Annotated in this window: 19 protein-coding genes and 2 pseudogenes; 10 read left to right on the plus strand and 11 right to left on the minus strand. The window is 48.3% G+C overall.

The annotated features are described in order from the left end of the window. The first annotated feature begins 86 nt into the window (after positions 1 to 86). Positions 87 to 593, plus strand: a complete 507-nt coding sequence (locus R0134_RS01730) for an ureidoglycolate lyase (RefSeq protein WP_319784282.1) — start codon at positions 87 to 89, stop codon at positions 591 to 593. A 407-nt stretch (positions 594 to 1,000) separates the two neighbouring features. On the opposite strand, the gene R0134_RS01735 is transcribed toward R0134_RS01730, so the two are convergent. After that, a complete protein-coding gene (locus R0134_RS01735; RefSeq protein ID WP_319783194.1) occupies positions 1,001 to 2,125 on the minus strand; it encodes an AI-2E family transporter in 1,125 nt (374 codons plus the stop codon). Between the two features lie 370 nt (positions 2,126 to 2,495). Then, positions 2,496 to 4,166: a methyl-accepting chemotaxis protein gene (locus R0134_RS01740; protein ID WP_319783195.1), complete on the minus strand. Its 1,671-nt coding sequence runs from the start codon at positions 4,164 to 4,166 to the stop codon at positions 2,496 to 2,498. 184 nt (positions 4,167 to 4,350) lie between these two features. Here R0134_RS01740 and R0134_RS01745 point away from each other — a divergent pair, with 184 nt between their 5' ends. Continuing rightward, positions 4,351 to 5,223 (plus strand): DUF2797 domain-containing protein, encoded by an 873-nt coding sequence (locus tag R0134_RS01745; protein ID WP_319783196.1) that lies wholly within the window; start codon positions 4,351 to 4,353, stop codon positions 5,221 to 5,223. 198 nt (positions 5,224 to 5,421) lie between these two features. On the opposite strand, the gene R0134_RS01750 is transcribed toward R0134_RS01745, so the two are convergent. Beyond that, positions 5,422 to 6,090 carry an NAD(P)H-dependent oxidoreductase gene (locus tag R0134_RS01750; RefSeq protein WP_319783197.1) on the minus strand — a complete coding sequence of 223 codons (669 nt, stop codon included), beginning with the start codon at positions 6,088 to 6,090 and terminating at the stop codon, positions 5,422 to 5,424. 171 nt (positions 6,091 to 6,261) lie between these two features. Between R0134_RS01750 and R0134_RS01755 the strand changes: the two genes are divergently transcribed. Continuing rightward, positions 6,262 to 6,672: a hypothetical protein gene (locus tag R0134_RS01755; protein ID WP_319783198.1), complete on the plus strand. Its 411-nt coding sequence runs from the start codon at positions 6,262 to 6,264 to the stop codon at positions 6,670 to 6,672. A 143-nt stretch (positions 6,673 to 6,815) separates the two neighbouring features. On the opposite strand, the gene R0134_RS01760 is transcribed toward R0134_RS01755, so the two are convergent. After that, positions 6,816 to 8,210, minus strand: coding sequence for a DEAD/DEAH box helicase (locus tag R0134_RS01760; RefSeq protein WP_319783199.1), 1,395 nt, complete (start codon positions 8,208 to 8,210; stop codon positions 6,816 to 6,818). Positions 8,211 to 8,608: 398 nt separating this feature from the next. Here R0134_RS01760 and R0134_RS01765 point away from each other — a divergent pair. From R0134_RS01765 to rlmA, 3 genes and pseudogenes are all read left to right on the plus strand, one after another. Continuing rightward, a pseudogene (locus R0134_RS01765) lies at positions 8,609 to 8,978 on the plus strand (transposase family protein); the annotation flags it as partial. A gap of 291 nt (positions 8,979 to 9,269) precedes the next feature. Then, positions 9,270 to 9,668, plus strand: coding sequence for a DUF3147 family protein (locus R0134_RS01770; protein WP_319783200.1), 399 nt, complete (start codon positions 9,270 to 9,272; stop codon positions 9,666 to 9,668). Between the two features lie 475 nt (positions 9,669 to 10,143). Next, a complete protein-coding gene (gene rlmA, locus R0134_RS01775; protein ID WP_319783201.1) occupies positions 10,144 to 10,974 on the plus strand; it encodes a 23S rRNA (guanine(745)-N(1))-methyltransferase in 831 nt (276 codons plus the stop codon). A gap of 445 nt (positions 10,975 to 11,419) precedes the next feature. Here rlmA and R0134_RS01780 read toward each other — a convergent pair whose 3' ends face one another. Beyond that, positions 11,420 to 12,628, minus strand: a complete 1,209-nt coding sequence (locus tag R0134_RS01780; protein ID WP_319783202.1) for an ammonium transporter — start codon at positions 12,626 to 12,628, stop codon at positions 11,420 to 11,422. A gap of 358 nt (positions 12,629 to 12,986) precedes the next feature. Here R0134_RS01780 and R0134_RS01785 point away from each other — a divergent pair. Further along, positions 12,987 to 13,353, plus strand: a pseudogene (locus R0134_RS01785) (transposase); the annotation flags it as partial. 112 nt (positions 13,354 to 13,465) lie between these two features. On the opposite strand, the gene R0134_RS01790 reads toward R0134_RS01785, so the two are convergent. From R0134_RS01790 to phnD, 6 genes are all read right to left on the minus strand, one after another. Further along, positions 13,466 to 14,419 (minus strand): NAD(P)-dependent oxidoreductase, encoded by a 954-nt coding sequence (locus R0134_RS01790; RefSeq protein ID WP_319783203.1) that lies wholly within the window; start codon positions 14,417 to 14,419, stop codon positions 13,466 to 13,468. An 85-nt stretch (positions 14,420 to 14,504) separates the two neighbouring features. Beyond that, positions 14,505 to 14,654 carry a hypothetical protein gene (locus tag R0134_RS01795; RefSeq protein ID WP_413641443.1) on the minus strand — a complete coding sequence of 50 codons (150 nt, stop codon included), beginning with the start codon at positions 14,652 to 14,654 and terminating at the stop codon, positions 14,505 to 14,507. Positions 14,655 to 15,168: 514 nt separating this feature from the next. Then, complete coding sequence (gene phnE, locus R0134_RS01800; protein ID WP_319783204.1) at positions 15,169 to 15,984, minus strand: phosphonate ABC transporter, permease protein PhnE; 816 nt, start codon at positions 15,982 to 15,984, stop codon at positions 15,169 to 15,171. Positions 15,985 to 15,997: 13 nt separating this feature from the next. Next, entirely contained in the window at positions 15,998 to 16,807 is an 810-nt protein-coding gene (gene phnE / locus R0134_RS01805; protein WP_319783205.1) for a phosphonate ABC transporter, permease protein PhnE, read from the minus strand. Further along, on the minus strand, positions 16,804 to 17,637 hold the full coding sequence (gene phnC, locus R0134_RS01810; RefSeq protein WP_319783206.1) for a phosphonate ABC transporter ATP-binding protein: 834 nt from the start codon (positions 17,635 to 17,637) through the stop codon (positions 16,804 to 16,806). Before phnC ends, phnE (R0134_RS01805) begins: the two co-directional genes overlap by 4 nt. Positions 17,638 to 17,708: 71 nt before the next feature. After that, positions 17,709 to 18,674, minus strand: a complete 966-nt coding sequence (gene phnD / locus R0134_RS01815) for a phosphate/phosphite/phosphonate ABC transporter substrate-binding protein (protein WP_319783207.1) — start codon at positions 18,672 to 18,674, stop codon at positions 17,709 to 17,711. Between the two features lie 228 nt (positions 18,675 to 18,902). Here phnD and R0134_RS01820 point away from each other — a divergent pair, with 228 nt between their 5' ends. The 3 genes from R0134_RS01820 (at position 18,903) to R0134_RS01830 (ending at position 21,509) form a co-directional block, all read left to right on the plus strand. Beyond that, complete coding sequence (locus R0134_RS01820; protein ID WP_319783208.1) at positions 18,903 to 19,067, plus strand: hypothetical protein; 165 nt, start codon at positions 18,903 to 18,905, stop codon at positions 19,065 to 19,067. Between the two features lie 100 nt (positions 19,068 to 19,167). Continuing rightward, complete coding sequence (locus R0134_RS01825; protein WP_319783209.1) at positions 19,168 to 20,052, plus strand: LysR family transcriptional regulator; 885 nt, start codon at positions 19,168 to 19,170, stop codon at positions 20,050 to 20,052. Positions 20,053 to 20,531: 479 nt separating this feature from the next. Beyond that, a complete protein-coding gene (locus R0134_RS01830) occupies positions 20,532 to 21,509 on the plus strand; it encodes a DUF1852 domain-containing protein (protein WP_319783210.1) in 978 nt (325 codons plus the stop codon). Positions 21,510 to 21,515 lie beyond the last annotated feature (6 nt).

Here is a 21,515-nt window from a genome sequence, read left to right on the forward strand (position 1 = left end):
GATGTAAGAGCGTAATAAAAATACGGGGTGGCTAGGGTCGGTGATCTTAACACCCCGTTTTAATGAATTTCTTGGAGGCAGTAATGATCAAGACTCTTAAAGTAGAGCCGTTGACCAAAGAAGCGTTCGCCGATTTTGGTGACGTTATCGAGTCTGTTGGCCGTGATCACTTTATGATCAACAATGGTTCAACTGAGCGCTACCACAACCTGGGTGAAGTGCAGTTGGACGAAGATGGTCAAGGCATCATCAGCATCTTCCGTGCTAAAACGCTGGAATACCCGCTGCAAGTGAAAATGCTGGAGCGTCATCCGTTTGGCTCTCAGTCTTTCATCCCTTTGTTTGGTCATGAGTTCTTGTTAGTGGTTGCCCCTGTGGGCGACGGCACCATGAGCATTGACCCAAGCACAGTACGTTGCTTCCGTGCTAACGCCCGCCAAGGTGTGAACTACCACAGAAACGTGTGGCATCACCCTATCATGGCGCTGCGCGATGACGACGAGTTCTTGGTCGTAGACCGCACCGGCCCGGGTAATAACTGTGATGAATTCTTCTTCGACGAATCCATTCAAATGACAGTTAAACTCGACTAAAGTCGGCTTCAACCCACAGTGAATTAAAAAACCTCTTGCCCTGCGGCAAGAGGTTTTTTTATTTTCACGCTTCAGGTCTCACCCATCTCGGGTTAGCTTGTACATCAGAACCTGCTACGCAGGCTTTCGCAAAGCCTCGCAGCTAAAGCAGCGACGACGAGCGCGTGCCTACATTCGTGCACCCTGTGAATGCCGGAGCCGCCTATCTTTATGCCGTCTTCCTGACGCACGTCAGGATCTCGCTCTTGTGTTTTGTTTAACTTACCGCGTTATCGCTTACGGTTTATCGCTCCCCGCAGGGGCCATACCTAGGTGCACCCTAGCGAACAAGAAGCCGCGGGTGTTTTAGTTTAGCTCGGCGCTGTATTTTCCTCACGCCTCACGCCTCACGCCTCACGCCTCACGCCTCACGCCTCATCCTTCACGCTGGCCGCTATTTTTTCGTACTTATGATTAGATTCAGTGCTGCGCTCTGTGATCACATGGGGATTTTCGCCGTTAAACTCGCGCATAAAAATATCCCACACCACTAAGAACAGTGCGGCGATTAAAGGCCCAATTACAAAGCCGTTAATGCCCATTAAGCTAATGCCGCCTAAGGTTGAAAACAGCACTAAATAATCCGGTAACTTAGTATCTCGGCCCACCAATAGCGGGCGCAGCACGTTATCCGCCATGCCAATCACTAAGGCGCCAAACGAGATCAATATAGTGGCAGAGACCCAGTCACCAGTGGCATACAAGTAAATGGCCACCGGCAACCACACAATTCCCGCGCCCACCGCCGGAATCAACGACAAGAAAGCCATGACTACGGCCCACAATATGGGGCTGGGTAGTGAGAGCGCCCAAAAGATAAAGCCGCCCAGCGCCCCTTGTACAATCGCCACCACCAAGTTGCCTTTAACGGTGGCGCGCGTTACTTCAGCAAACTTAGTAAACAGCTTGCGCTCGCGTGCATCACCTAAGGGCAGCGCTTTGATCATCAGCTCAATCAGGGTGCGACCATCCCGTAATAAGAAGAACGCCAGATACAGCATTAAGGCGGAGTTCATAATAAAACTAAAGGTAATTTGCCCCGCGCCCAGTGCTTTTTCTGCCATTACTTTGCCGGCAGACGCTGCACCTTTAGCAATACTTTCGCGCACGCTGCCTAAGTCGATACCGAGTTTATCAAACCACTGTGGAACCGCAGGGAAAGCATTGCGCATTTGCTCCAGCCACTCGGAGGGATTTATTTCCCCTTTATCTACACGCTGATACAGCGCCAAGCCTTCTTGAGCAAAAGTGGTGGCAATCAAAAAGATGGGCAGTACCACTATCACCACACAAATCAACAGGGTCAGCAGTGCCACCCGATTCGGCTTATCGCCTAAGTGCTTACGCAGTCGCTCTTGCATTGGATTAAAAATGATACTGATGGCGCAGGCCCAAAAAATAGCGCCCCAAAATGGCCTAAGTAGCAGCACGAATAGCAGGCTGACCAACAGCAGCAGAAAAAGAAAAGAACGCCGTTCCATTACGTCGCGCATAAATAGCTTCCTAACCGTGTATGTCTAAAAAGGAGTTGTTAGCGTGCTTGCCAAGCTGTCCCGCTGTGACATAAAAAATCCTATCGCCTGCGGACTCTGCCGCGCCATTTATCCGCAGGCCTGTGGCGACTGGAGTATAAGCGGGTGCGGTCTTGTCTATCTAACGATAGTTTAGGTTTTATAGCAAAAGCTTACGCAGCCCCTTCGGGCAGCGGTAAGCCATCAGCCATACGCTGTAAGTTTAAGCAAAGCTGAAGGGCAGCGCCGAGTGAGCCAAAAATAAGAGCTAAACAGCGCTGTTTGGGTTTGCTCGGTGTAGATTTATCTTTAACGTCAGGCGGTCGGCGTTTAACGTATCGCGCCTCAGCCATTACTGAGTACGGTAGCGACTCACTAATTGTTGCAGTTGCGCGGCCAGCTCGCCTACTTGCAGGCCAACCTCACTGGCAGCCTGAGATCCTGCATCGGTTTGTTGGGCGATGGACACAATTTGATGCACGTTAATGTTAATGCTTTCCGATACCTGAGTTTGCTCCTCGGCGGCGCTGGCAATTTGTTCGTTCATGCTATTAATGGTGCTTACCGCGCCGTCGATATCTTGCAATGCCACATCAATGCGCCGTGCTTCATTGACTGTTTGGCTGCTGCCCTCACGGATCTGCTCAATGGCGTGCACCGCCTGTTGTGCCCCTTGTTGGAGGCGGCTGATCATGGTGTGAATTTCTTCGGTGCTGCTCTGGGTTCTGCCCGCAAGCGTACGCACCTCATCGGCCACCACCGCAAAACCACGGCCTTGCTCACCGGCCCGCGCGGCTTCAATAGCGGCGTTGAGCGCTAACAAGTTAGTTTGCTCGGCAATGCCACGAATAACATCCAACACAGATCCAATTTGCTCCGAGTCTTTACCAAGACGCTGAATAATGTCCACGCCGCTCACGATTTGAGTTTCTAAACCGTCAATCACCTTGATGGTGCCCTGCACCAGTTGTTGCGCCGCAGCCACTTGCTCTTGTGCTAACTGCGCCGCTTGTGCAGCTTGCGCTGCACTAGCGGCTACCTCTTGAGCAGTAGCGGACATCTCATTCATGGCGGTGGCCAGTTGATCACTCTCATGATGCTGTTGGCCGATACCGGTTTTAGTCTCATCCATAAAATGCTGCATCTGAGCGCTGGCCGCTTGCAAAGAATCCGCCGAGTGACGGGTGTTTTGCACCAACATACTCATTTGGTTGGCAAACAGATTAAAGGCGTTGGCGAGGCTGCCCAGTTCATGGCCTTGGCGGTTATTCAAACGTCGGGTGAGATCGCCTTCGCCTTCGGCTATGTCTTGCATGGTGGACACCGCTTGGCGCAAGGGCGAATGAATACTGCGCACCAACACCAAAGCCGCGCCGGCAATCAGCATAAACAATAAGCTGGCCGACACGGCAGAGTTAATCAGCCCTTGACGTACCGCAGTAGACAGCTCAGCCTCTAAAATGGTCACAGTGGCTTGCAAGTCATCAATGTAGAAGCCCGCGCCCAGCATCCAGTCGGTACCGGGAACCGGAGTAATACTGGCCAACTTTGGGGCATTCACTTGGGTATCTGGCTTAGGCCAATTGTATTCAATATAGCCGCCGCCTTGCTCTGCTAAAGCCACATACTCTTGTACTAAATAGCGGCCATCTGGGCTGGTGGAGTTCAGATAGTTATTGTTTTCGCGGGCCGGATTATCGGCGCTGACGATTTGGGTTCCTTGAGTGTTATAGACAAAAAAGTAGCCGGTACCCGCATCAAAACGCAGGCCGCGTAAGTGGGCTTTAGTGGCCACAATCTCATTGCGTTGCAACAAAGGCGCTATGCCGCTCATTGCCAGCTCCGCATAGTTTGCTAATTGCTGCTTACGGGCATCGTACAGCGACTGATAGAGGCTATCGCCACTGAGTTTATTAAGGCGCAGTGATTGATTAACGTTAATCCAAGCACTCACTGCTGCCAGCAGTAATAGCGGCAGCAAAGCCAGTAACAGTATTTTTTGCTTAATAGAGAGTCTATTCATCCCTGTACTCGTTATGTTAATGATTGCATACAATCTTTTATCATTTTGTGACCGATAAGTCATTGGTGTCGATCAGATAATGAGTAAATGTAGGGTCATGTCTGGCTCTGAAGTGTCGGTGCAGGTGCCTTGTACCGCCGAGGCTGTTAAAGTTGTCGCAAATTTACCAGCCAGCAGAGACCACATGAGCCTTATTTCCAACCCGCTTGCTCTCGATTCTCCCCTTGCGGAGACGTCAGAGGCCGCCATAACTGGCACCTTAATTAAAATGCCGGCACAACTCGATAACGGCGTCCATTATCAGCTGGCTTTAGGCGAGCACAGAGTCAGCCTTAATGCCCATTTAGGTAAACTGATTACCCTGACCCACACGGGGCAGATTTTTTGTAATGCCTGTAATCGCAAAACCAATAAGAGTTACGCTCAGGGCCATTGTTTCCCGTGTATGAAGAAGCTGGCGCGCTGTGACATGTGCATTATGAAGCCAGAAACCTGCCATTACTTTGCCGGCACCTGCCGCGAGCCAGAATGGGGCGAGCAACACTGCATGGTTGAGCACATTGTTTATTTGGCCAATACCTCAGGCTTAAAGGTGGGCATTACCCGCCACACTCAAGTGCCGACCCGCTGGATTGACCAAGGCGCTACTCAGGCGTTGCCTATCTTGCGCGTCGCGACCCGTCAATTATCGGGGCTAGTAGAAGTAGCCTTGGCCGAGCTGGTGGCCGATAAAACCAACTGGCGCACTATGCTCAAGGGCGGTGAAGCGGACATCGACTTAAAAGCCGAAGCCGCGCGTTTGTTACCTGTCATCCAGCAAAAAATCGACGAGCTGCAGCTCAACTACGGTGCGCAAGCGGTGACGGTATTGGATGAAGACGTAGTTAACCTCAGCTATCCAGTGCTGGAATACCCGACCAAGATTGCCAGCCATAACTTCGATAAAAATCCTGAAGTATCCGGTGTTTTGCTCGGCATCAAAGGCCAATATCTAATCTTGGATAGCGGGGTGATCAACCTGCGAAAATTCACCGGCTATGAAGTAAGCTTTAGTTAAGCGTAGGAAGCACTGCGTACGTATTACACCGTTTAACTGCAAATCTTAGTCGGGCGCTTTAAGATCCAGTAGCCGCAGGGCAGAGCACTAAGCTTAAGAAAAACCCGAGCCTGCAAGTTCGGGTTTTTTATATTCGGTGTGTTCTTGCATTGTTACGACGCTAGCGAAAGGGGGCGCTGCTAGTAGCCTTACCTTTTTTTAACTCGAGCTTGGCGCATTGCGCTGGGCCGGATTGCGCGTAAAAGCGCCGGGCTTAAGATTACTGCCCTCGCTTTGGTCATACTGCTTAGCGGCACTGGCCCACCAAGTTAACTGACTAAAAGTACGACTAAAATATCCGTCCCAATCGCTGGCATTCACACCTGCTAAATACGAGCCCTCGGTGTTTAGTACCTCTTGCGCTTTTGGCAGATGGATCATGGCGGACACCGGTAAACAGCCCAGCTCCGATAAGAAGCTGCGCATATTAATGGCTGCGCGCACACCACCCCATTGTCCCGCCGAATAAGTGACGATGGCGGACGGTTTATAGGAAAACAGCGAGCTACCAAAGTGATTCAATAAGTTGGCTAAAGCGGGGCTCATGCTGTGATTGTATTCTGGACTCACCATCACAAACCCGTCCGCCGCCTTAATCAACTCTGCCAGTTGCTGCAATGGCTCAGGTGCGGTGCCTGCTTTATAGGAGAAGAAGGGTTTGAAGCTCGCGCCTAGGTCATAATCCAGCGGATCAATCACAGTGACCTTATGCTGCTGAGCCGATAATTGTTGTGCACAGCATAAGGCCACCCGTTGGCCTAATCGCGTCGGAGCGGGCGGGCCACTAATGCGTACCGAGCCTAAAAATACCAAGATATTTAATGTCATTACATCCTCATCTTTTTGCTAATGTGGGTCGTGCCGCGCGGGTCCGTTTAAGATGACGGCCGTTATTTACCAAGATGACAGGAATGTCATTTAGCTGTCAGCTTCTCGTCAGTGTGACCTTGGTATGCTGTGTCTATCAATCGGACAGGCCGGTCATCTAGGACACACATCATGTTGAAAACCACCTCACTGCTTATTATTGCCGCCACCAGTTTATTGTCTGCTCAAGCCGCGTTCGCCAGTACAGAACCAGCCAGTACAGCAACAACAAGTACCGGCGTCTGCTTTAACGTCATGAGCCAAGGTACTGATGGCGTAGACCGCTTCCAAGCAAAAATGGCAAAGCTCCAAGCAGAGCGCGCCGGCATTAGTACCGCAGACTGTGTGCCTGCCAAAATCTATCTTAATGTTGGCAGCAACGGCACCGAAGGGGTGGATCACTTTCAAGAAAAGTTTGTGTCATTGCAGTTAGAGGACAACGCGCACGCCACTCCTGCGACTGTGAGCTTGAACATGGCCAGCAATGGCACCGACGGTGTAGACCGCTTCGACAGCCGCATGCGTCAACTGGCTACTCAATAATTGCCATTTATTTAAGTAGCGCTTTATAGGTTTAAGCAAAAAGGTGAGCCTATTAAAATGCCGCCTGTGAATCACTTCACAGGCGGCATTTTTGTGTGCGGTTAATCCTTATTAAAACCTAAGGATATTAACGCCAACAGCTATTAACGAGAATGCTGCTGTGCACGCTTACCGCGTAATTTCTTCTTTTTGGGGCCCGTTTCTTGAGGCTTTTGGTTCTTTTTATAATGGACCGGCTTAGCCGCTACTTTGTGCTCAGTTTCGCCAGTTGGGCGGGCGCGGCGTGGCTTGCCTTTAGGCTGGCTGTCGCCGGAGTTAACGAGCTCAATGGTCGTTTCACTGGCACGGTTAGAACGGCCACTGATCACCTTGCGCGACAAGCTCTTCAGCAAAGAGGCGCGGCTGGTTACTTCAAAACCTGGCTTGATGATGCGTTGGATCTCGCCACCAATCAGTTTTTGAATGCGCTCTAACGATTGCTCTTCTTCACGGCTCACAAACGAGATTGCGGTGCCGGTGGCGCCGGCACGACCGGTACGACCAATGCGGTGTACGTAGTCTTCAGCTAAGTACGGCAGGTTAAAGTTCACCACATAATCCAAGCCTTGAATATCCAAGCCACGGGCGGCCACTTCGGTGGCAATCAGCACCTGGATCTTGGCGGCTTTAAAGTCGGCAATGGCGCGGCGGCGTGAGCCTTGGCTCTTATCGCCATGACACACGGCGGCTTCTACCTTGGTCTTCTTCAAGCCCTCTAATAAGCGATCTGCCTGTTCCTTGGTGCTGGTAAATACCAATACCTGAAACCAGTTGTGCTCGGCCAATAGCGTTTCAAACAGCTCAATCTTACGGCTTTCTTCTACCGGATACAGAGTGTGGGTGACGGTCTCAGCAGTACTGTTGATTTTAGTCACACGAATTTGCTGATGATCATGCAAAATTTTATGGGACAGCTCATTTACCGCAGGAGAAGTAGTAGCAGAGAACAACAAAGTTTGGCGATTTTTAGCGGTCAGTTGCATCAATTTCAGCACATCATTGATAAAGCCCATATCTAACATACGGTCTGCTTCATCGAGCACCACAAACTCCACATCACTTAAGGCGAGATTGCCGAGCGTCATATGCTCTAACAAACGCCCTGGGGTGCTTATTACTATATCAACGCCGGCTTTTAGCTTATTAGCTTGGCCACCCATTTTTACGCCACCGTAAAGTGCAGTCACACTGATCGGCAAAAACTGGGCATAGGCGCTAATAGAATCGCCAAGCTGCTCGGCTAATTCACGAGTCGGCGTTAAAATAAGCGTGCGCGGGCGATAGGCGACCGTGTCTTTGGGCTTGTCCAGCATGCGCTGCAATACGGGAATGGCAAAGGCGGCGGTTTTACCGGTACCGGTTTGCGCGGTCACTTGTAAGTCTTTACCCCGACGCGCCGGCACTATGGCCTGCTCTTGTACGGGTGTCATAGCACTGTAGCCACAGGCAACCAGAGCGCGTTGCAGATCGGGGGCTAAATCTAAAGATGAAAATTGCATAAGAGATCCTCTGTAGAGTAGCTACAGTCAAAAAACGAGGCCAGAATATACAGTATTTTGCAGCTATAAGAGAGGTTTGATTACACTTTTGACTGAATTTTGTGCAGTTTAACGCTTGTATCATCAATAATAGTGAATTTCAGCACTAATAGACCTGCCAAAGCAAATAATGGCGGCGGCCTAGTTGCTTGCTGCCCAGCTTATTACGAGTAGCTAACAACCTTAACTGCCGATGGCGTATCGAAAAAAGGGTGTCAGTAACTCAGGGGCGACGCATGATCAGTTTTTGCCCAACCTGATCAAGCTTCAATCGGCCAAACAGCAAGATGAACGGTTGGCCCTGTCTCCTTCGCCATAAGAGAGTAAATAGTGGCGATCTTGACCAACCTTGCTTTGTTATGGCCCAAAAACCCTTGCGCGATTATCTCGAAACGCTCCCAGACCTACGTCTGTCGGCGAAGTGCTCGCATGTATTATCAGAAATCGTTCTCATGGAGACGTGCTATGATGTGCGGATTCGACACTTGGAGTGAGATAACCTTGTTTGCCAAAGAGCGAGAGCAATTGGCGGTTTAAGACAATCAACCCACACTCAATGCCGAGCATCAGGCCCGATTTCAAGCATACAGGGACAGTACCATAACTGATGAACCGAGCCTCGGCTTCAGCGAACAGTTTGACGCTCAGCACGGTCGGAAAGAACATCGGCGATGCTCAGTGATGGCGGTTGAGAAACACACGCCGATTTGCCAAACATGGGAAATCAAGGCCTCCCAGATACGGGGGATCCTGTCTTCTCGGTTAAAGCCGAAGCGATGACTCAGCCAAGCGGTAAGGAACACCACCACCGCCAGCAGCGGGATATTTTAGGCAGTGTTCCGCTTTCTTTATTTTAAATAACGCAATAAAATAACCAAGTACAGTAGGGCGGGAGCACGCTTCTAAAATGGCTGCTTTATAGCCAAAATCTGCGTTCCTACGCGAAACTATCACCACTTCGTTTTAAATGTGCACGAAATTTTACGTACTAACGCCAAAAGGATAAACTTTAGGCAAAGTATGCTCCGCCCTGCCAAGTACAGTGGACAATATGAATATTATGGGAGTTGCTTTTTGTACTATTTACTCAAGGTTGTTCTGACAGCAGTGTTGGTTGTAACGATATCTGAGATCGCTAAACGAAGTACGTTGTTCGCAGCAGTATTGACGTCTATCCCAACAATGTCAGTATTTGCGTTTATCTGGCTCTATATCGACACTAAGGATGTAGAAAAAGTCAGTGCGTTATCTGTAAGTATCTTTTGGCTTGTATTTCCGGCATTGGCTTTATTTATTGCTTTGCCACTGTTATTAAAACAGGGATTAAATTTCTATCTGAGCTTAGGGCTCTCAATGGGTATTACTGTAGCCTGCTATGGGCTAATGATTTTTGCCCTGAAATATTACAACATCAATTAATCAAACATGTGCTACAACCTATAATATCAATGGCTGCTTAGGGGCATTCATAGACATAGATTTAAGAAATAACAATCAGAAATAGATAGGAAAAATCTTCAATTGTCAGGGTGAGAGCCTGAATATATTGTTAAATCATACTAAGAACATTCTGTTCACCTCTTACCCAAGACATCAGCGTTCAAAAAACAAACACTTCGAGGGGTTAGTATTATCCCAGACAAAACAAGGGCTCGATCGAAGCTATCTGTGTGGGCTGTCAGTATGTAATATCGGTTTACTTTTGTTCAATCAAGCACCCGTGAGCAAACGCTTATTGTTCATAAAACGATCATGCGTCGCCCCTGGTCAATAACCCATCGTATTAGATGTTAGATACTTGAGTCATGCAGACGGCTCTAATCGCATCTGTGCCTAAAAACACTTACACTGCGCTACGTTTTTTCGCTTCTGCTTTCTTCATTCGTAGGTTTACATGTCTTATCAATGCCCGCTTTGTCACCATGCTCTTACTGCCCGTGAGGGTGGTCTTGAATGTGAAAATAACCATCAATTTGACCGCGCTAAAGAAGGCTACGTTAACTTGATGCCCGTGCAGCATAAACGCTCAAAGGAGCCGGGTGATAATGTCGACATGATGCAAGCACGGCGCCGATTTTTAGCGTCCGATCAGTATCATAACCTGCGTGAAGCTGTGACAGAACTGTGTATAAAGTACACGGAAAACACCCCGCGACAAATCTTAGACATCGGCTGTGGCGAAGGCTATTACACCGCTTATGTTGCCGAAAAACTGGCCGCGCTTTCCAGCTGTACCACTTGCTATGGATTAGACATTTCCAAAGTGGCCATTCGCTATGCGGCCAAGCGCTACACTTCGCAACACATGCAATTTTGTGTGGCCTCCAGCCAGCGCTTACCCTTTGCCGATCACAGCTTAGACGCCGTAGTACGCATTTATGCCCCTTGCGAAGCCTCCGAATTAGCGCGCGTATTAACCGCCGCCGGCGTGATTATTACCGTCACTCCCGCCGCACGTCATCTCTATCAACTGAAAGAGCTAATTTACGATAACGTGCACCTGCACGACGAAGCCGCAGAAACCATCGATGGTTTCGAGCTAGTAGAAGAAGCCAAGTTAAATTACGACATGACCTTAACCGGCGAACAAGCAGACGATTTATTACAAATGACGCCCTTAGCCTGGAAAGCCCAAGCCGAGCTGCGTACCCAATTACAAGCCGCCACTCAGCTCATGTTTGAGGCGGACTTTATGCTGCGCGTATATAAAAGAGTGACGAGTTAATACAAAGCCGTGTAGAACAGTATCGACATTTCCGTTGACTGAAACAAACATAGGTAAACCTGTAAGAGTACGAGGACCGACCTTAAACGCATCAATACGACAACACAAAGGCACCAGCAAATCGTGCCTAACTAAGACTGATTAAGGTGTAAGGAGCTGGGCGAGTAGTCGTTGATGGGCAATTATCTAACTAGGATTTACTGTCGTTCTCCCCGAAGTATCCCTAAAGCGGCACACACGAAAAGGGCTAGCAGATGTTATCTGCTAGCCCTTCTGTATTTGTTGGGCCTCCCTCGCTTGAACTGGGGGCTTCATGATTATGCTAGGTGAAGTCAGTCTTAATCGGTATTTTCTCTCATGATTGCAGCTCTAAGGCCCTTGATGAGTGCCAGGTGCCACCGCCAGTTTGGCTGATGGCACCTGGCCAGATAATCACCCACAAATATCAATCGTTATAGGTGGCCGAAATTTTGTGAATACTGAGGTCGGCACCGTTAAACTCTTGTTCATCCGTTAAGCGGATCCCGACTAATAACTTGATGCTGCCGTAGATCAGCAGGCCGCCGCAAATGGCTATCGTAATTCCTGCCAGTGTACCGAACAATTGCGAGAAAAAGCTCACGCCACCCATGCCGCCTAAGGCTTGCTGACCAAATATACCCGCAGCAATACCACCCCAAGCGCCACAGATGCCGTGTAGCGGCCACACACCCAGCACATCGTCAATTTGCCATTTGTTTTGTTGCAAGGTAAACATCCAGACGAACAAAACACCGGCGATCATGCCGACCACAAGTGCGCCAATCGGATGCATAAGATCGGAACCTGCACACACGGCCACCAAACCGGCCAGAGGGCCGTTATGTATAAAGCCGGGGTCATTTTTACCCAGCAGCAGGGCGGCGATAATACCGCCAACCATGGCCATCATGGAGTTGAGTGCGACCAGACCGGAAATACCGTCCAGTGTCTGAGCCGACATTACGTTAAAGCCGAACCAGCCGATGGACAAAATCCAAGCGCCTAACGCCAAAAAAGGAATGTTAGAGGGCGGAAAGGCCACCAGCTTACCGTTACGATAACGGCCCTTACGTACGCCCAGCAGCAAGATGGCCACTAGGGCAATCCAGCCGCCTACGCTATGGACGACGACCGAGCCGGCAAAGTCGTGAAAAGCGGCGCCAAAAGTCGCAGTTAACCAGTCTTGCAAGCCAAAGTTATTGTTCCAAGCTATGCCTTCAAAAAAGGGATAAACCAGCGCCACCGACAAGGACGAAGCGCACAAAATAGGCCAGAACTTAGCGCGCTCGGCAATACCACCGGAGACAATGGCAGGAATAGCGGCGGCAAAAGTCATTAAGAAGAAGAATTTAACCAGCTCGTAGCCCTGTCCAGCTGCCAGCGTTTCGGCGTCTCGAAAAAAGGTGACATCATAGGCTACCCAGTAGCCAACAAAAAAGTAGGCGAGGGCGGAAAAGCCAAAATCGGTCATGATTTTAGCCAAGGCATTCACCTGATTTTTATGGCGAACTGTGCCGACTTCCAAAAAGGCAAAACCGGCGTGCATGGCAAACACCATGACCGAGCCCATTAATAAAAACAGCGTGTTGGCACTTTGTGCCAAGGTATCTATGGCATTACTGATGCTGTCCATGAATGCGTTCTCCTTTTATGCCTTCATTAGGTGCGTAATTTGCACTGTTTTGGTGCTTAGCTTGATAGTCGCTGTTCAAAATGGTGCTTGGGCGAGTTGGCCAAGTAGCACTCAACACCTGCTAGCCGTGGTTTGAGAAGGATAAAAGCGGAATATTCTCCCCGCCATGCAGGCGCCTAGCCTTTATCAAGCGCATCGCAAGGAGAGGGTTGCATAAATAATGCCAAAAATTTATAGGGGCTTATCGAGGGGATGTTTTCGTTGATAGTGGTCAGTTCACTGTGAACTTCTGTGCGCGATGTTATGTTGGTGAATTACCAGCGCCGCCTAGCAGGGTTGCCAGCATCGCAACGTTACTCACCCACTTCGACGCCGGATATACCAAGTGTCAGCTTATTACACTCAACGCTGCCACCAATTACTGCTCAACAAAGGCAGTACGGCTATCTCCCACCGCGTAAAAATGCCCGGTATTGGGAAGAAGGCCACCCCAGAAATGAAGCCGTTGCTGCACTTAAATCGGGTAACTTGGCTGAGTGGAAAACACGATCTGATTACCATCAGCGTTCACTATCAGAGACCGCCATGTCTCGATATAAACAGCTGCTTAGTCCGACCTGAGCCTGCGTAAATACAACGGTCAAGTTGGAGAAATATTAGCCGGAGTAAAGGCCATGAACAAAGCCATAGGACTGGGAATGCCGGTTCGTCAGCCTTTCAGTTAAAAACGCAAAGGCTAGTGAGAGTGGCTACTTCGGCTCTGATTTAGGAAACAACGCCTTTTCTTCCAATAAATAAAACAAACCTACCGTGGCGATAGGTTTGTTTTGAGATTTTTTAAATAACGATATTTTCTTGTTCGCCTTGTTCCCATTTAACAATGTTGTTAAATGTAATTCTGGCTCTTCTTACCATGGCTTCCTCTGTGGCAAACCCAATGTGCGGAACAAGCACAGTATTGGGAGCCGATAGGATAGGATAATCTGTAGGAACTGGGGGTTCCATCTCCACTCTATCTAAACCAGCACCAGCTATGGTCCCATTGTGCAGTGCTTCTGCCAACGCATCATGATCAACAACCGGTCCAATGGCGGTGTTGATTAAGAATGAACTAGTTTTCATCAATGCTAGTTTATCTTTATCAATTAAGTTTTTGGTTTCATCTGTGAGTGGTATATGAAGGCTGACAATGTCACTGGTCTCTAAAACTTCATCTAGCGACTTATATTGCACACCTTTGTCTATCAGCTCTTGGTTTACGCTTCTGTTATAAGAAATAACGTTACAGCCATAAGCCAAACCTAATTTAGCGACTGCGCTACCTATGTCTCCAGTACCTAATAAGCCTAAGGTTTTACCATTTAAATCAATCTGTCGGTAGCCATTTTTTGTGCCTCCCTCTCTAGTTACAGCGTCTAAAGGTACAATATTACGTAATAGTGCAGTTATTAGCCCAAAAGTAAGCTCTGCTACAGAGTTTGTACTATACCCTGCGGCATTTGATACTTTAATTCCTTTCTCTTTACACTTTTCTAAGTCGATATGGTTATAACCCGTGAAGGCTATTGAAATATATTTTAATTTTTCTGCTGCATCGAGAACTTCACCACTCAGTGCCGTATTAGCGAGCACTAAAACCTCTGCATCTTTGATTCTGACTTTAATAGTCTCATCATCTAATTTACCATCGTTATATACAACTAACTCATGGCCACTATCAGTTAAAGGTTGTGATATTATATTGAACTCATCATCGCTAATACCTAGAGATTCTAAGATTACAATTTTCATTTTTTTACCTTTCCTCAAATTGTTTATTTTTGCACTTAATGATGCTGTTAATTTGTTATCTAAGAGTACCATTATACAAACATTTTTAAAACGGCCTCATATGAGCATTGTTTGCGACTTTGCTACTGGTTATGGTTGATAGAGTCTCGGTTATAGAGCTAAATAAAACCACCCGTTTAGCGTTACGATAACGGCCTTTACGTACGCCGAGTAGCAAGATGGCCACTAGGGCAATCCAGCCGCCTACGCTACTGACGACGACCGAGCCGGCAAAGTCGTGACAGTCTGCGCCAAAGGTTGTGCTTAACCAATCTTGTAAGCCGAAGTTATTATGCCTTCAAAAAAGGGATAAACCAGCGCACCGATAGGGATGACGCGTACAAAATAGGCCAGAACTGAGCGCGTTCGGCAATGCCACTGATTAGGTGCGTGATTTGCACTGTTTTGGTGCTTAGCTTGATATTCGCATAAATAATGCCAAAAATTTATAGAGGCTTATCGAGGGGGGAGATTTCGTAGCTAGGGGGGCGTGCGAACGACGGCTTTCTGCCTATATACATTCGAAAAAGTCGTTAAAAGTAGCAGAGAAGAGGGAGAGGTAAAATATGGAGGCCCTCCCAGCCATCATCGGATGACGTAATATTTACTCGCGTTAGTTTTAATTTTTTATTCGCTTTATTTTTAGTGCCGCTCTACTGATCAAGCGAGCGGCTACTCAGACTGATAAATACAGAAGGCTGTTTTCAGGTTTAAATAGTGGCGTGGCGTATTCGAGCAGAAACCCATTCTGAAACCAGTACTGTGGCCAGTATCATCACAAAAATCACACTCACCTGACTCCACGCTAGGCTATTGATAGCTGCATTAAGTTGTAGGCCGATGCCGCCAGCCCCGACCATCCCCAGCACGGTGGACTCACGGATGTTGATGTCCCAACGGTAAACACTGATCCCAGCAAAGGCAGGCATCACTTGGGGTAATACGCCATAGCTCATTACTTGTGCTTGGCTGGCGCCGGTGGCATTAATCGCCTCTACCGGTGCCGGGTTTATCTCTTCGATGGCTTCATAAAGCAGTTTGCCTACAAAACCAATGGAGCGCAGGGCGATGGCAATAATACCCGCCAACACACCCGGCCCAAGCATAGTCACCAGCAGCATGGCCCAAATTAATGAGTTGATAGAACGTGAGGCCACAATAATAACCAGTGCGCCACTGCGAATTAAAGGATGTGGGCTGGTGTTGCGGGCAGCTAAAAAAGCCACTGGAAAAGCCATCGCTACTCCCAGTGCAGTCCCTAGGGTGGCGATATTAAGCGTGTCCCACATCGGTTTCCAGAGATGCTGTGCATAGCTCCATTCGGGTGGCAGCATACGGCCAACCAGATCGACACCTTGTTTACCCGCATCCTCTACAAACACCCACATGGTGTTGTCAGAAATCTGTTTCCAGCACAGCAAAAAAAGACAGGCACCCGCCAGCCAAGCTAAATAGGTCAGCCATTGGGCACGAGTAGTGCGCAGGCGCCAAGTCGGTACACTTTGCTTGGAGTTATCTACAAACATAACGATATCCTATTCATTGGGTCCAGCGACGCACATAGCTCGAGCCGTACTCAGACAGCAGCACAAACGCAATGATGATGAGTAAGATAGCGGCCGAGGTATCGTATTCATAACGGCTGATGGAGGTGTTGAGGGTAGCGCCAATGCCGCCAGCTCCAACAATGCCGATGATTGCAGATTCGCGAAAGTTAATATCCAGACGATACATAGAGAGCCCAATTAAGCGCGGCATCACTTGTGGTTGCACGGCTTGATTGATGGTTTGCCACCAGCTTGCCCCAGTGGCGCGTATCGCTTCCACTTGGCGCCAGTCAAGATCTTCAATATCCTCAGCCAGCAGTTTCGCTATAAAGCCAATGGTGGCAAAGGCGAGCGTTAGCATCCCCGCCAAGGGGCCAAAGCCGAACATCACCACAAATAGAATCGCGATAATGATCTCTTGGAAGGTGCGTGACACCGTAATAATACTGCGGCAGAGATAGTAAACCGGCCACGGTGAGATATTACGCGCAGCGCCCAGCCCAATTGGCACGGCCATTGCCACGCCAATGACGGTGGCGGTGAACGTCATGGACAAACTCTCGAGAATACCTTCGTAAATGTCGCTGGAGCGACTGACGAAGTCCGGTTGCGCAAATGCCGCCAAAAAGTTAAGACCGCGACTCGCACCTTCAATGACCCGGGCCCAATTAACATCGACCGTTGACAGGGCAAGGACCACATAAGCCGCGAGACCCAATGTTAATCCCCAGCGTAATTTAGCACTCTTGATTATCGGCAACCGCCGCCAGTGCCCCCGTTCTGCTAGCTGCTGACGATTCATATAGCTTCGCCTGTGGTGAAAGATAACGGCCGCAAGACCTGCTGATTTGCGGTTCGTTTCTCTCCCACCTGTGCATTTAATCGGCTATCCCACTCCTCCTCCCCATAAATAGTGGTGAGCGCCTGTGCATCAAGCTCTTGAGGAGTGCCATCGAACACAATTTTACCGGCGCGCAGCCCGACGATACGGTCAGCAAATTGCTGAGCTAAAGCGACGTCGTGGATATTAATAATGGCCGCCAGCTTACGCTCGTTACAGAGCTCGCGGATCAGGCGCATGATCAGCCGTGATGTTTTAGGATCAAGGCTTGCGGTCGGTTCATCTACCAGTAATAAGTTAGGTTGCTGGATCAGTGCCCGAGCAATACCGACTCGTTGGCGCTGACCACCAGAAAGGGCGTCGGCACGTTTGTCCATGGCATGGGATAAACCAACCCGCTCCAATAATCGAAAGGCTTCGGTGATATCTTTTTGAGCATAACGGCGTAAAAAACTGCGCCAGAAACCCACATAACCAAGCCGCCCCGAGAGCACATTTTCCATTACCGTTAGGCGCTCCACCAAAGCATATTCCTGGAAAATCATCCCCATGGCGCGACGTGCTCTACGCAGGTTCCCACCCGATAGGTGGGTTAACTCAGTGCCCTCTAGACGAATGCTGCCACTCGAGGGTTCTACCAAACGATTAACGCAGCGGATCAGGGTACTCTTACCTGCTCCAGAAGGACCAATCAGCGCCATCACTTGGCCCGGAGGTAAATTGAGATCTATTCCTACCAAGGCATGATCACCCGTGGGATAGCGCTTATTAACCTGAGATAGAGTCAGCACAGCGTTACTTCCTTTATTTAAATGTGAGACAAATGGGACTCGATAACAGTATCCGGTCAGCGTTATCGGGCTTAGTCACATTGGTAAGTCACGTCGTTCGCTTCATCTATGCTACGGATCACCGCCCAGTGCTCCTTAAAGTTCATCGGGATAAATTTCGACTCACCAGAGTTGGCGAATTCCTCTTTTAAGGCGCTGCCTTCCCAGTTATAGCTAAAAAAGGCCTCTTGCACTTTTTTGGCAAGATCTGGGTGCAGGTTGTAGACGTGCCCGTAGCCAGTAGTGGGGAAGGTTTGGGAGGTGTAGAGTATTTGGTAGTCATCGGCACTGATCACGTCACGCGCGAGCATGCGCTTGGATACAGAGTTGGCGATAGCCGCCGTTTCATAATCTTGATTGATAACCCCCAAGATAGAGTTGTCATGGGAACCGGAAAAAGCCGTATCAAAGTCTTTTTCAGCTACTAAACCAAACTCACTCTTTAGCAAGGCAGAGGGGGCTTTAAAGCCAGAGTTAGACGTGGGCGACGTGAAAGCCATACTGCGCCCTGCTAAGTCAGACATCTCCTTAATGCCACTGCCAGGGTAGGTGATAATCTCCATCTCGTAGCCAAAACTGTCATCGGCAGCGGCCATCATAGTGAAGGGTACAAAGCCGGCGCAGTTCACTGCAATAGGGTTAGAGCCTGTGTTAAAGCCCGCTACATGAAGACGTCCTGCGCGCATCGCCTCCAGTTGGGCAGCATTAGACTGCACTGGGAAAAACTGCACCCGCTTACCGGTGACCGACTCCATATGCTTGAGAAAATCAGCCCATACCTCGCCATATACGGCAGGGTCTTCTACTGGCGTATAAGAAAAGACTAAGGTGCTAGGGTTGATCCACTGCGACTCATCAGTGGGTACATCCGCCACCAAGTCGCCATTGGTATCAGTGAAGCGCGAAGATAAATTAGCGCTGGCCGTCATGCTTATAGTGGCAAGGACGCCTGCGATGGTGGCGGCCAGCAAGGTACGAGATAAGGGGGCATTAATCATGGTAACTCCGCAGTTTAATAAATGTTTGATAACAAGTGCACAACTGCAGCAACCATGACGCTTAACTATGACAATCCCGAGTCTGTGGGGTGACAAGCCTGTTAAGGGCAGCGCTGGCAAGCCCAGAACTCCCCTTTAGGGTGAGGTAACGAACGTTTTTTAAACAATGTCGCTTTGTTTGATCCACAGATTACATTGTGATCTGATACTCCCTTTTGTCGGACAACAATGAACGTTGATGCCTTTTCTGAGTACTTTGGTGAGCTGAAAACCCGACGTAATAACGCTAAAATCGACTATTCCCTGTTCGATCTACTATTTTTCTTAATCTGTGACGTTATCCCTAGTGCAGAGGACAGGGTAGATATCTTGGCAAGGGTGATGGTATTTTAACCAATTTTCAATCAGGCTTTAACAATGAAAGTAATAATGGATTTGCAATAACCCATGAATTATATTCATGGTATTAAGAGCAAAAGACAGGAGTTATGTGATGTTAGAGCGGTTTCACCTTGAAGTACTGGCAGCAATAAAAGAGCAAGGAACGTTAACCCAAGCGGCTGAGTCGCTAAACTTGTCTCAGTCTGCATTGAGCCACAGCATCAAAAAATTAGAAGGCCAGATAAAAACTCCTGTTTGGCAAAAAGAAGGCAGAAGCTTACGTCTTACTCATGCAGGTGAACAAATATTAACGCTGGCCAGTCGGGTATTGCCGCAATTTAAACACACTGAGCTGCTATTGAGTCAGATAGTGAAAGGCGAAATGGGTTCACTGCGCATCGGCATGGAATGCCACCCTTGCTATCAATGGTTGTTAAGAGTGATTGAACCTTATCTTGATAAATGGCCAAACGTGGACATTGACGTGAAGCAGGAATTTCAGTTCGGCGGTCTGGGTGCTCTCCATAGCTACGAGATAGATATTCTGGTCACACCTGATCCCTTATATAAACCTAATTTGACGTTTATACCGGTATTTGACTATGAACATAGGCTGGTCGTTGCATCATCTCACCCCCTTGCCATGCAAGACTCCATCATGCCCGAGCAGCTAAGTGAAGAGGTGTTATTTAGCTATCCGGTAGAGCCTGAGCGGTTGGATATTTACAGTCATTTTTTAAATCCTGCTAAGTGCACCGTCAAAAAACACAAGACCATCGAAACCACGGAAATAATGTTACAAATGGTGGCAGCCGGTAGAGGTGTGTGTGCCTTGCCGGGTTGGTTGGTGGATGAATTCGCTAAAACCATGGCCATTAAAAGTCTCCGGCTCGGTAAACAGGGAGTTAAAAAACAGATTTTTGTGGGGATACGAAAAGGCGAAGAGCAGATTAATTACCTAAGCGATTTCATTGCTCAGGCTCAGGATGTTAGGTAATAACTCAGTTTTCCTTGCAACTCACACACTTCTGCAATCGTGGTTCATTGACCTTACGGATAGATGAAGGGGCTATCCGATAGTAATACTACCATCCACATCATGGCCGCGAAGGGGCGGTTTTCGCTTTATTGGCGGCGCCATCGACATCGCTCTCGTGCAGATACAGCTGCATCTGCAAGCGACTCCAAGCTGTGAAGGTGACATACCGTTTGCCTAAGAGAGCATAGATTGGCGTTACTCATGACGTTTACTCATGCATTGATGAAATAATATCACTTTTGTTCATGCCACCATCCGCGTATAAATATAGCTATTCGCAGCTCTAGACATCCAGACTGCCAAGAGCATTACAGTGGATTATTAATTAGCTATAAACCAAAACAGACTGTGCAGACTACTGGCCAGAGCAATCGGTAAGCCCAGCAACAGCCAGCACACCTTCAGGTTTTATTGCCGGAAAAGGGATACCAAACATCATGAGCAACGACTTTAGCTTCGCTATCAACAGCATTAATTTCGACGAAAATTATCTTCCTTCAGACAACTCGCGCATTACTACTAACTTTGCCAACTTGGCCAGAGGCGAGAGTCGTCAACAAAATTTGCGCAACACCTTAGCGATGATCAACAATCGTTTCAACGCCCTAGCACACTGGGATAACCCCAAGGCCGATCGTTACTCTGTAGAGCTGGAAATCATTTCCGTTGATATGAAGGTACAGGGCAATGAGATTGCCTTTCCTAGCATTGAAATCTTGCAGACCTATATTGTTGATCACATCACCAAGCAACGTATTGCAGGCATTGTAGGCAATAACTTTTCCTCTTATGTGCGAGATTATGACTTTAGCGTTTTGCTGTTGGATCATAATAAAGGCCAAGCTAAATTTAGTATTCCAGAGGACTTTGGTGATCTGCATGGCAAACTCTTCCAATACTTTTTGAGCTCAGATACTTACCAGCAAAACTTTAAGAAACTGCCGGTAATCTGCCTCAGTGTTTCAGATAATAAGACCTATCATCAGACTGAAAATCAGCATCCTACCTTAGGTGTTGAATATCAGCCTAATGAGTCATCGTTAACTGAAACCTACTTTAAGAAGATGGGCTTTGAAGTGCGCTACTTTATGCCGCCTCATTGTGCTGCACCGTTGGCGTTCTATTTCTTTGGTGACTTGTTAAACGATTACAGCAATCTTGAGCTGATAGGCACAATCAGCACCATGGAATCGTTCCAACGAATTTACCGCCCAGAAATTTATAATGCGAACGCTACCGCTGGAAAAATCTATCAGCCAAATTTAAATAATTTAGATTTTTCATCAACGCAAATTGTTTATGATCGAGCAGAGCGTAATCAGTTAGCAGTGGCTCAAGGGAAGTTTACGGAAGAAAACTTCATCAAGCCCTATCAAGCGATTCTTGAAGAATGGTCCGCTAGCTACGCTTCTTAAGTTCGG

Origin of the sequence: Oceanisphaera sp. IT1-181 (assembly GCF_033807535.1) — a bacterium.
Taxonomy (GTDB): Bacteria; Pseudomonadota; Gammaproteobacteria; order Enterobacterales; family Aeromonadaceae; genus Oceanimonas.

Coding starts and splice junctions, on each gene's coding strand:
- R0134_RS01740 (WP_319783195.1), bottom strand. CDS start 4,166: ATGAATAGACTCTCTATTAAGCAAAAAATACTGTTACTGGCTTTGCTG.
- R0134_RS01830 (WP_319783210.1), top strand. CDS start 20,532: ATGAGCAACGACTTTAGCTTCGCTATCAACAGCATTAATTTCGACGAA.
- rlmA (WP_319783201.1), top strand. CDS start 10,144: ATGTCTTATCAATGCCCGCTTTGTCACCATGCTCTTACTGCCCGTGAG.
- R0134_RS01755 (WP_319783198.1), top strand. CDS start 6,262: ATGTTGAAAACCACCTCACTGCTTATTATTGCCGCCACCAGTTTATTG.
- R0134_RS01825 (WP_319783209.1), top strand. CDS start 19,168: ATGTTAGAGCGGTTTCACCTTGAAGTACTGGCAGCAATAAAAGAGCAA.
- R0134_RS01790 (WP_319783203.1), bottom strand. CDS start 14,419: ATGAAAATTGTAATCTTAGAATCTCTAGGTATTAGCGATGATGAGTTC.
- phnD (WP_319783207.1), bottom strand. CDS start 18,674: ATGATTAATGCCCCCTTATCTCGTACCTTGCTGGCCGCCACCATCGCA.
- R0134_RS01750 (WP_319783197.1), bottom strand. CDS start 6,090: ATGACATTAAATATCTTGGTATTTTTAGGCTCGGTACGCATTAGTGGC.
- phnE (WP_319783204.1), bottom strand. CDS start 15,984: ATGTTTGTAGATAACTCCAAGCAAAGTGTACCGACTTGGCGCCTGCGC.
- R0134_RS01820 (WP_319783208.1), top strand. CDS start 18,903: ATGAACGTTGATGCCTTTTCTGAGTACTTTGGTGAGCTGAAAACCCGA.
- R0134_RS01760 (WP_319783199.1), bottom strand. CDS start 8,210: ATGCAATTTTCATCTTTAGATTTAGCCCCCGATCTGCAACGCGCTCTG.
- phnE (WP_319783205.1), bottom strand. CDS start 16,807: ATGAATCGTCAGCAGCTAGCAGAACGGGGGCACTGGCGGCGGTTGCCG.
- R0134_RS01770 (WP_319783200.1), top strand. CDS start 9,270: ATGCTCCGCCCTGCCAAGTACAGTGGACAATATGAATATTATGGGAGT.
- R0134_RS01780 (WP_319783202.1), bottom strand. CDS start 12,628: ATGGACAGCATCAGTAATGCCATAGATACCTTGGCACAAAGTGCCAAC.
- R0134_RS01745 (WP_319783196.1), top strand. CDS start 4,351: ATGAGCCTTATTTCCAACCCGCTTGCTCTCGATTCTCCCCTTGCGGAG.
- R0134_RS01735 (WP_319783194.1), bottom strand. CDS start 2,125: ATGCGCGACGTAATGGAACGGCGTTCTTTTCTTTTTCTGCTGCTGTTG.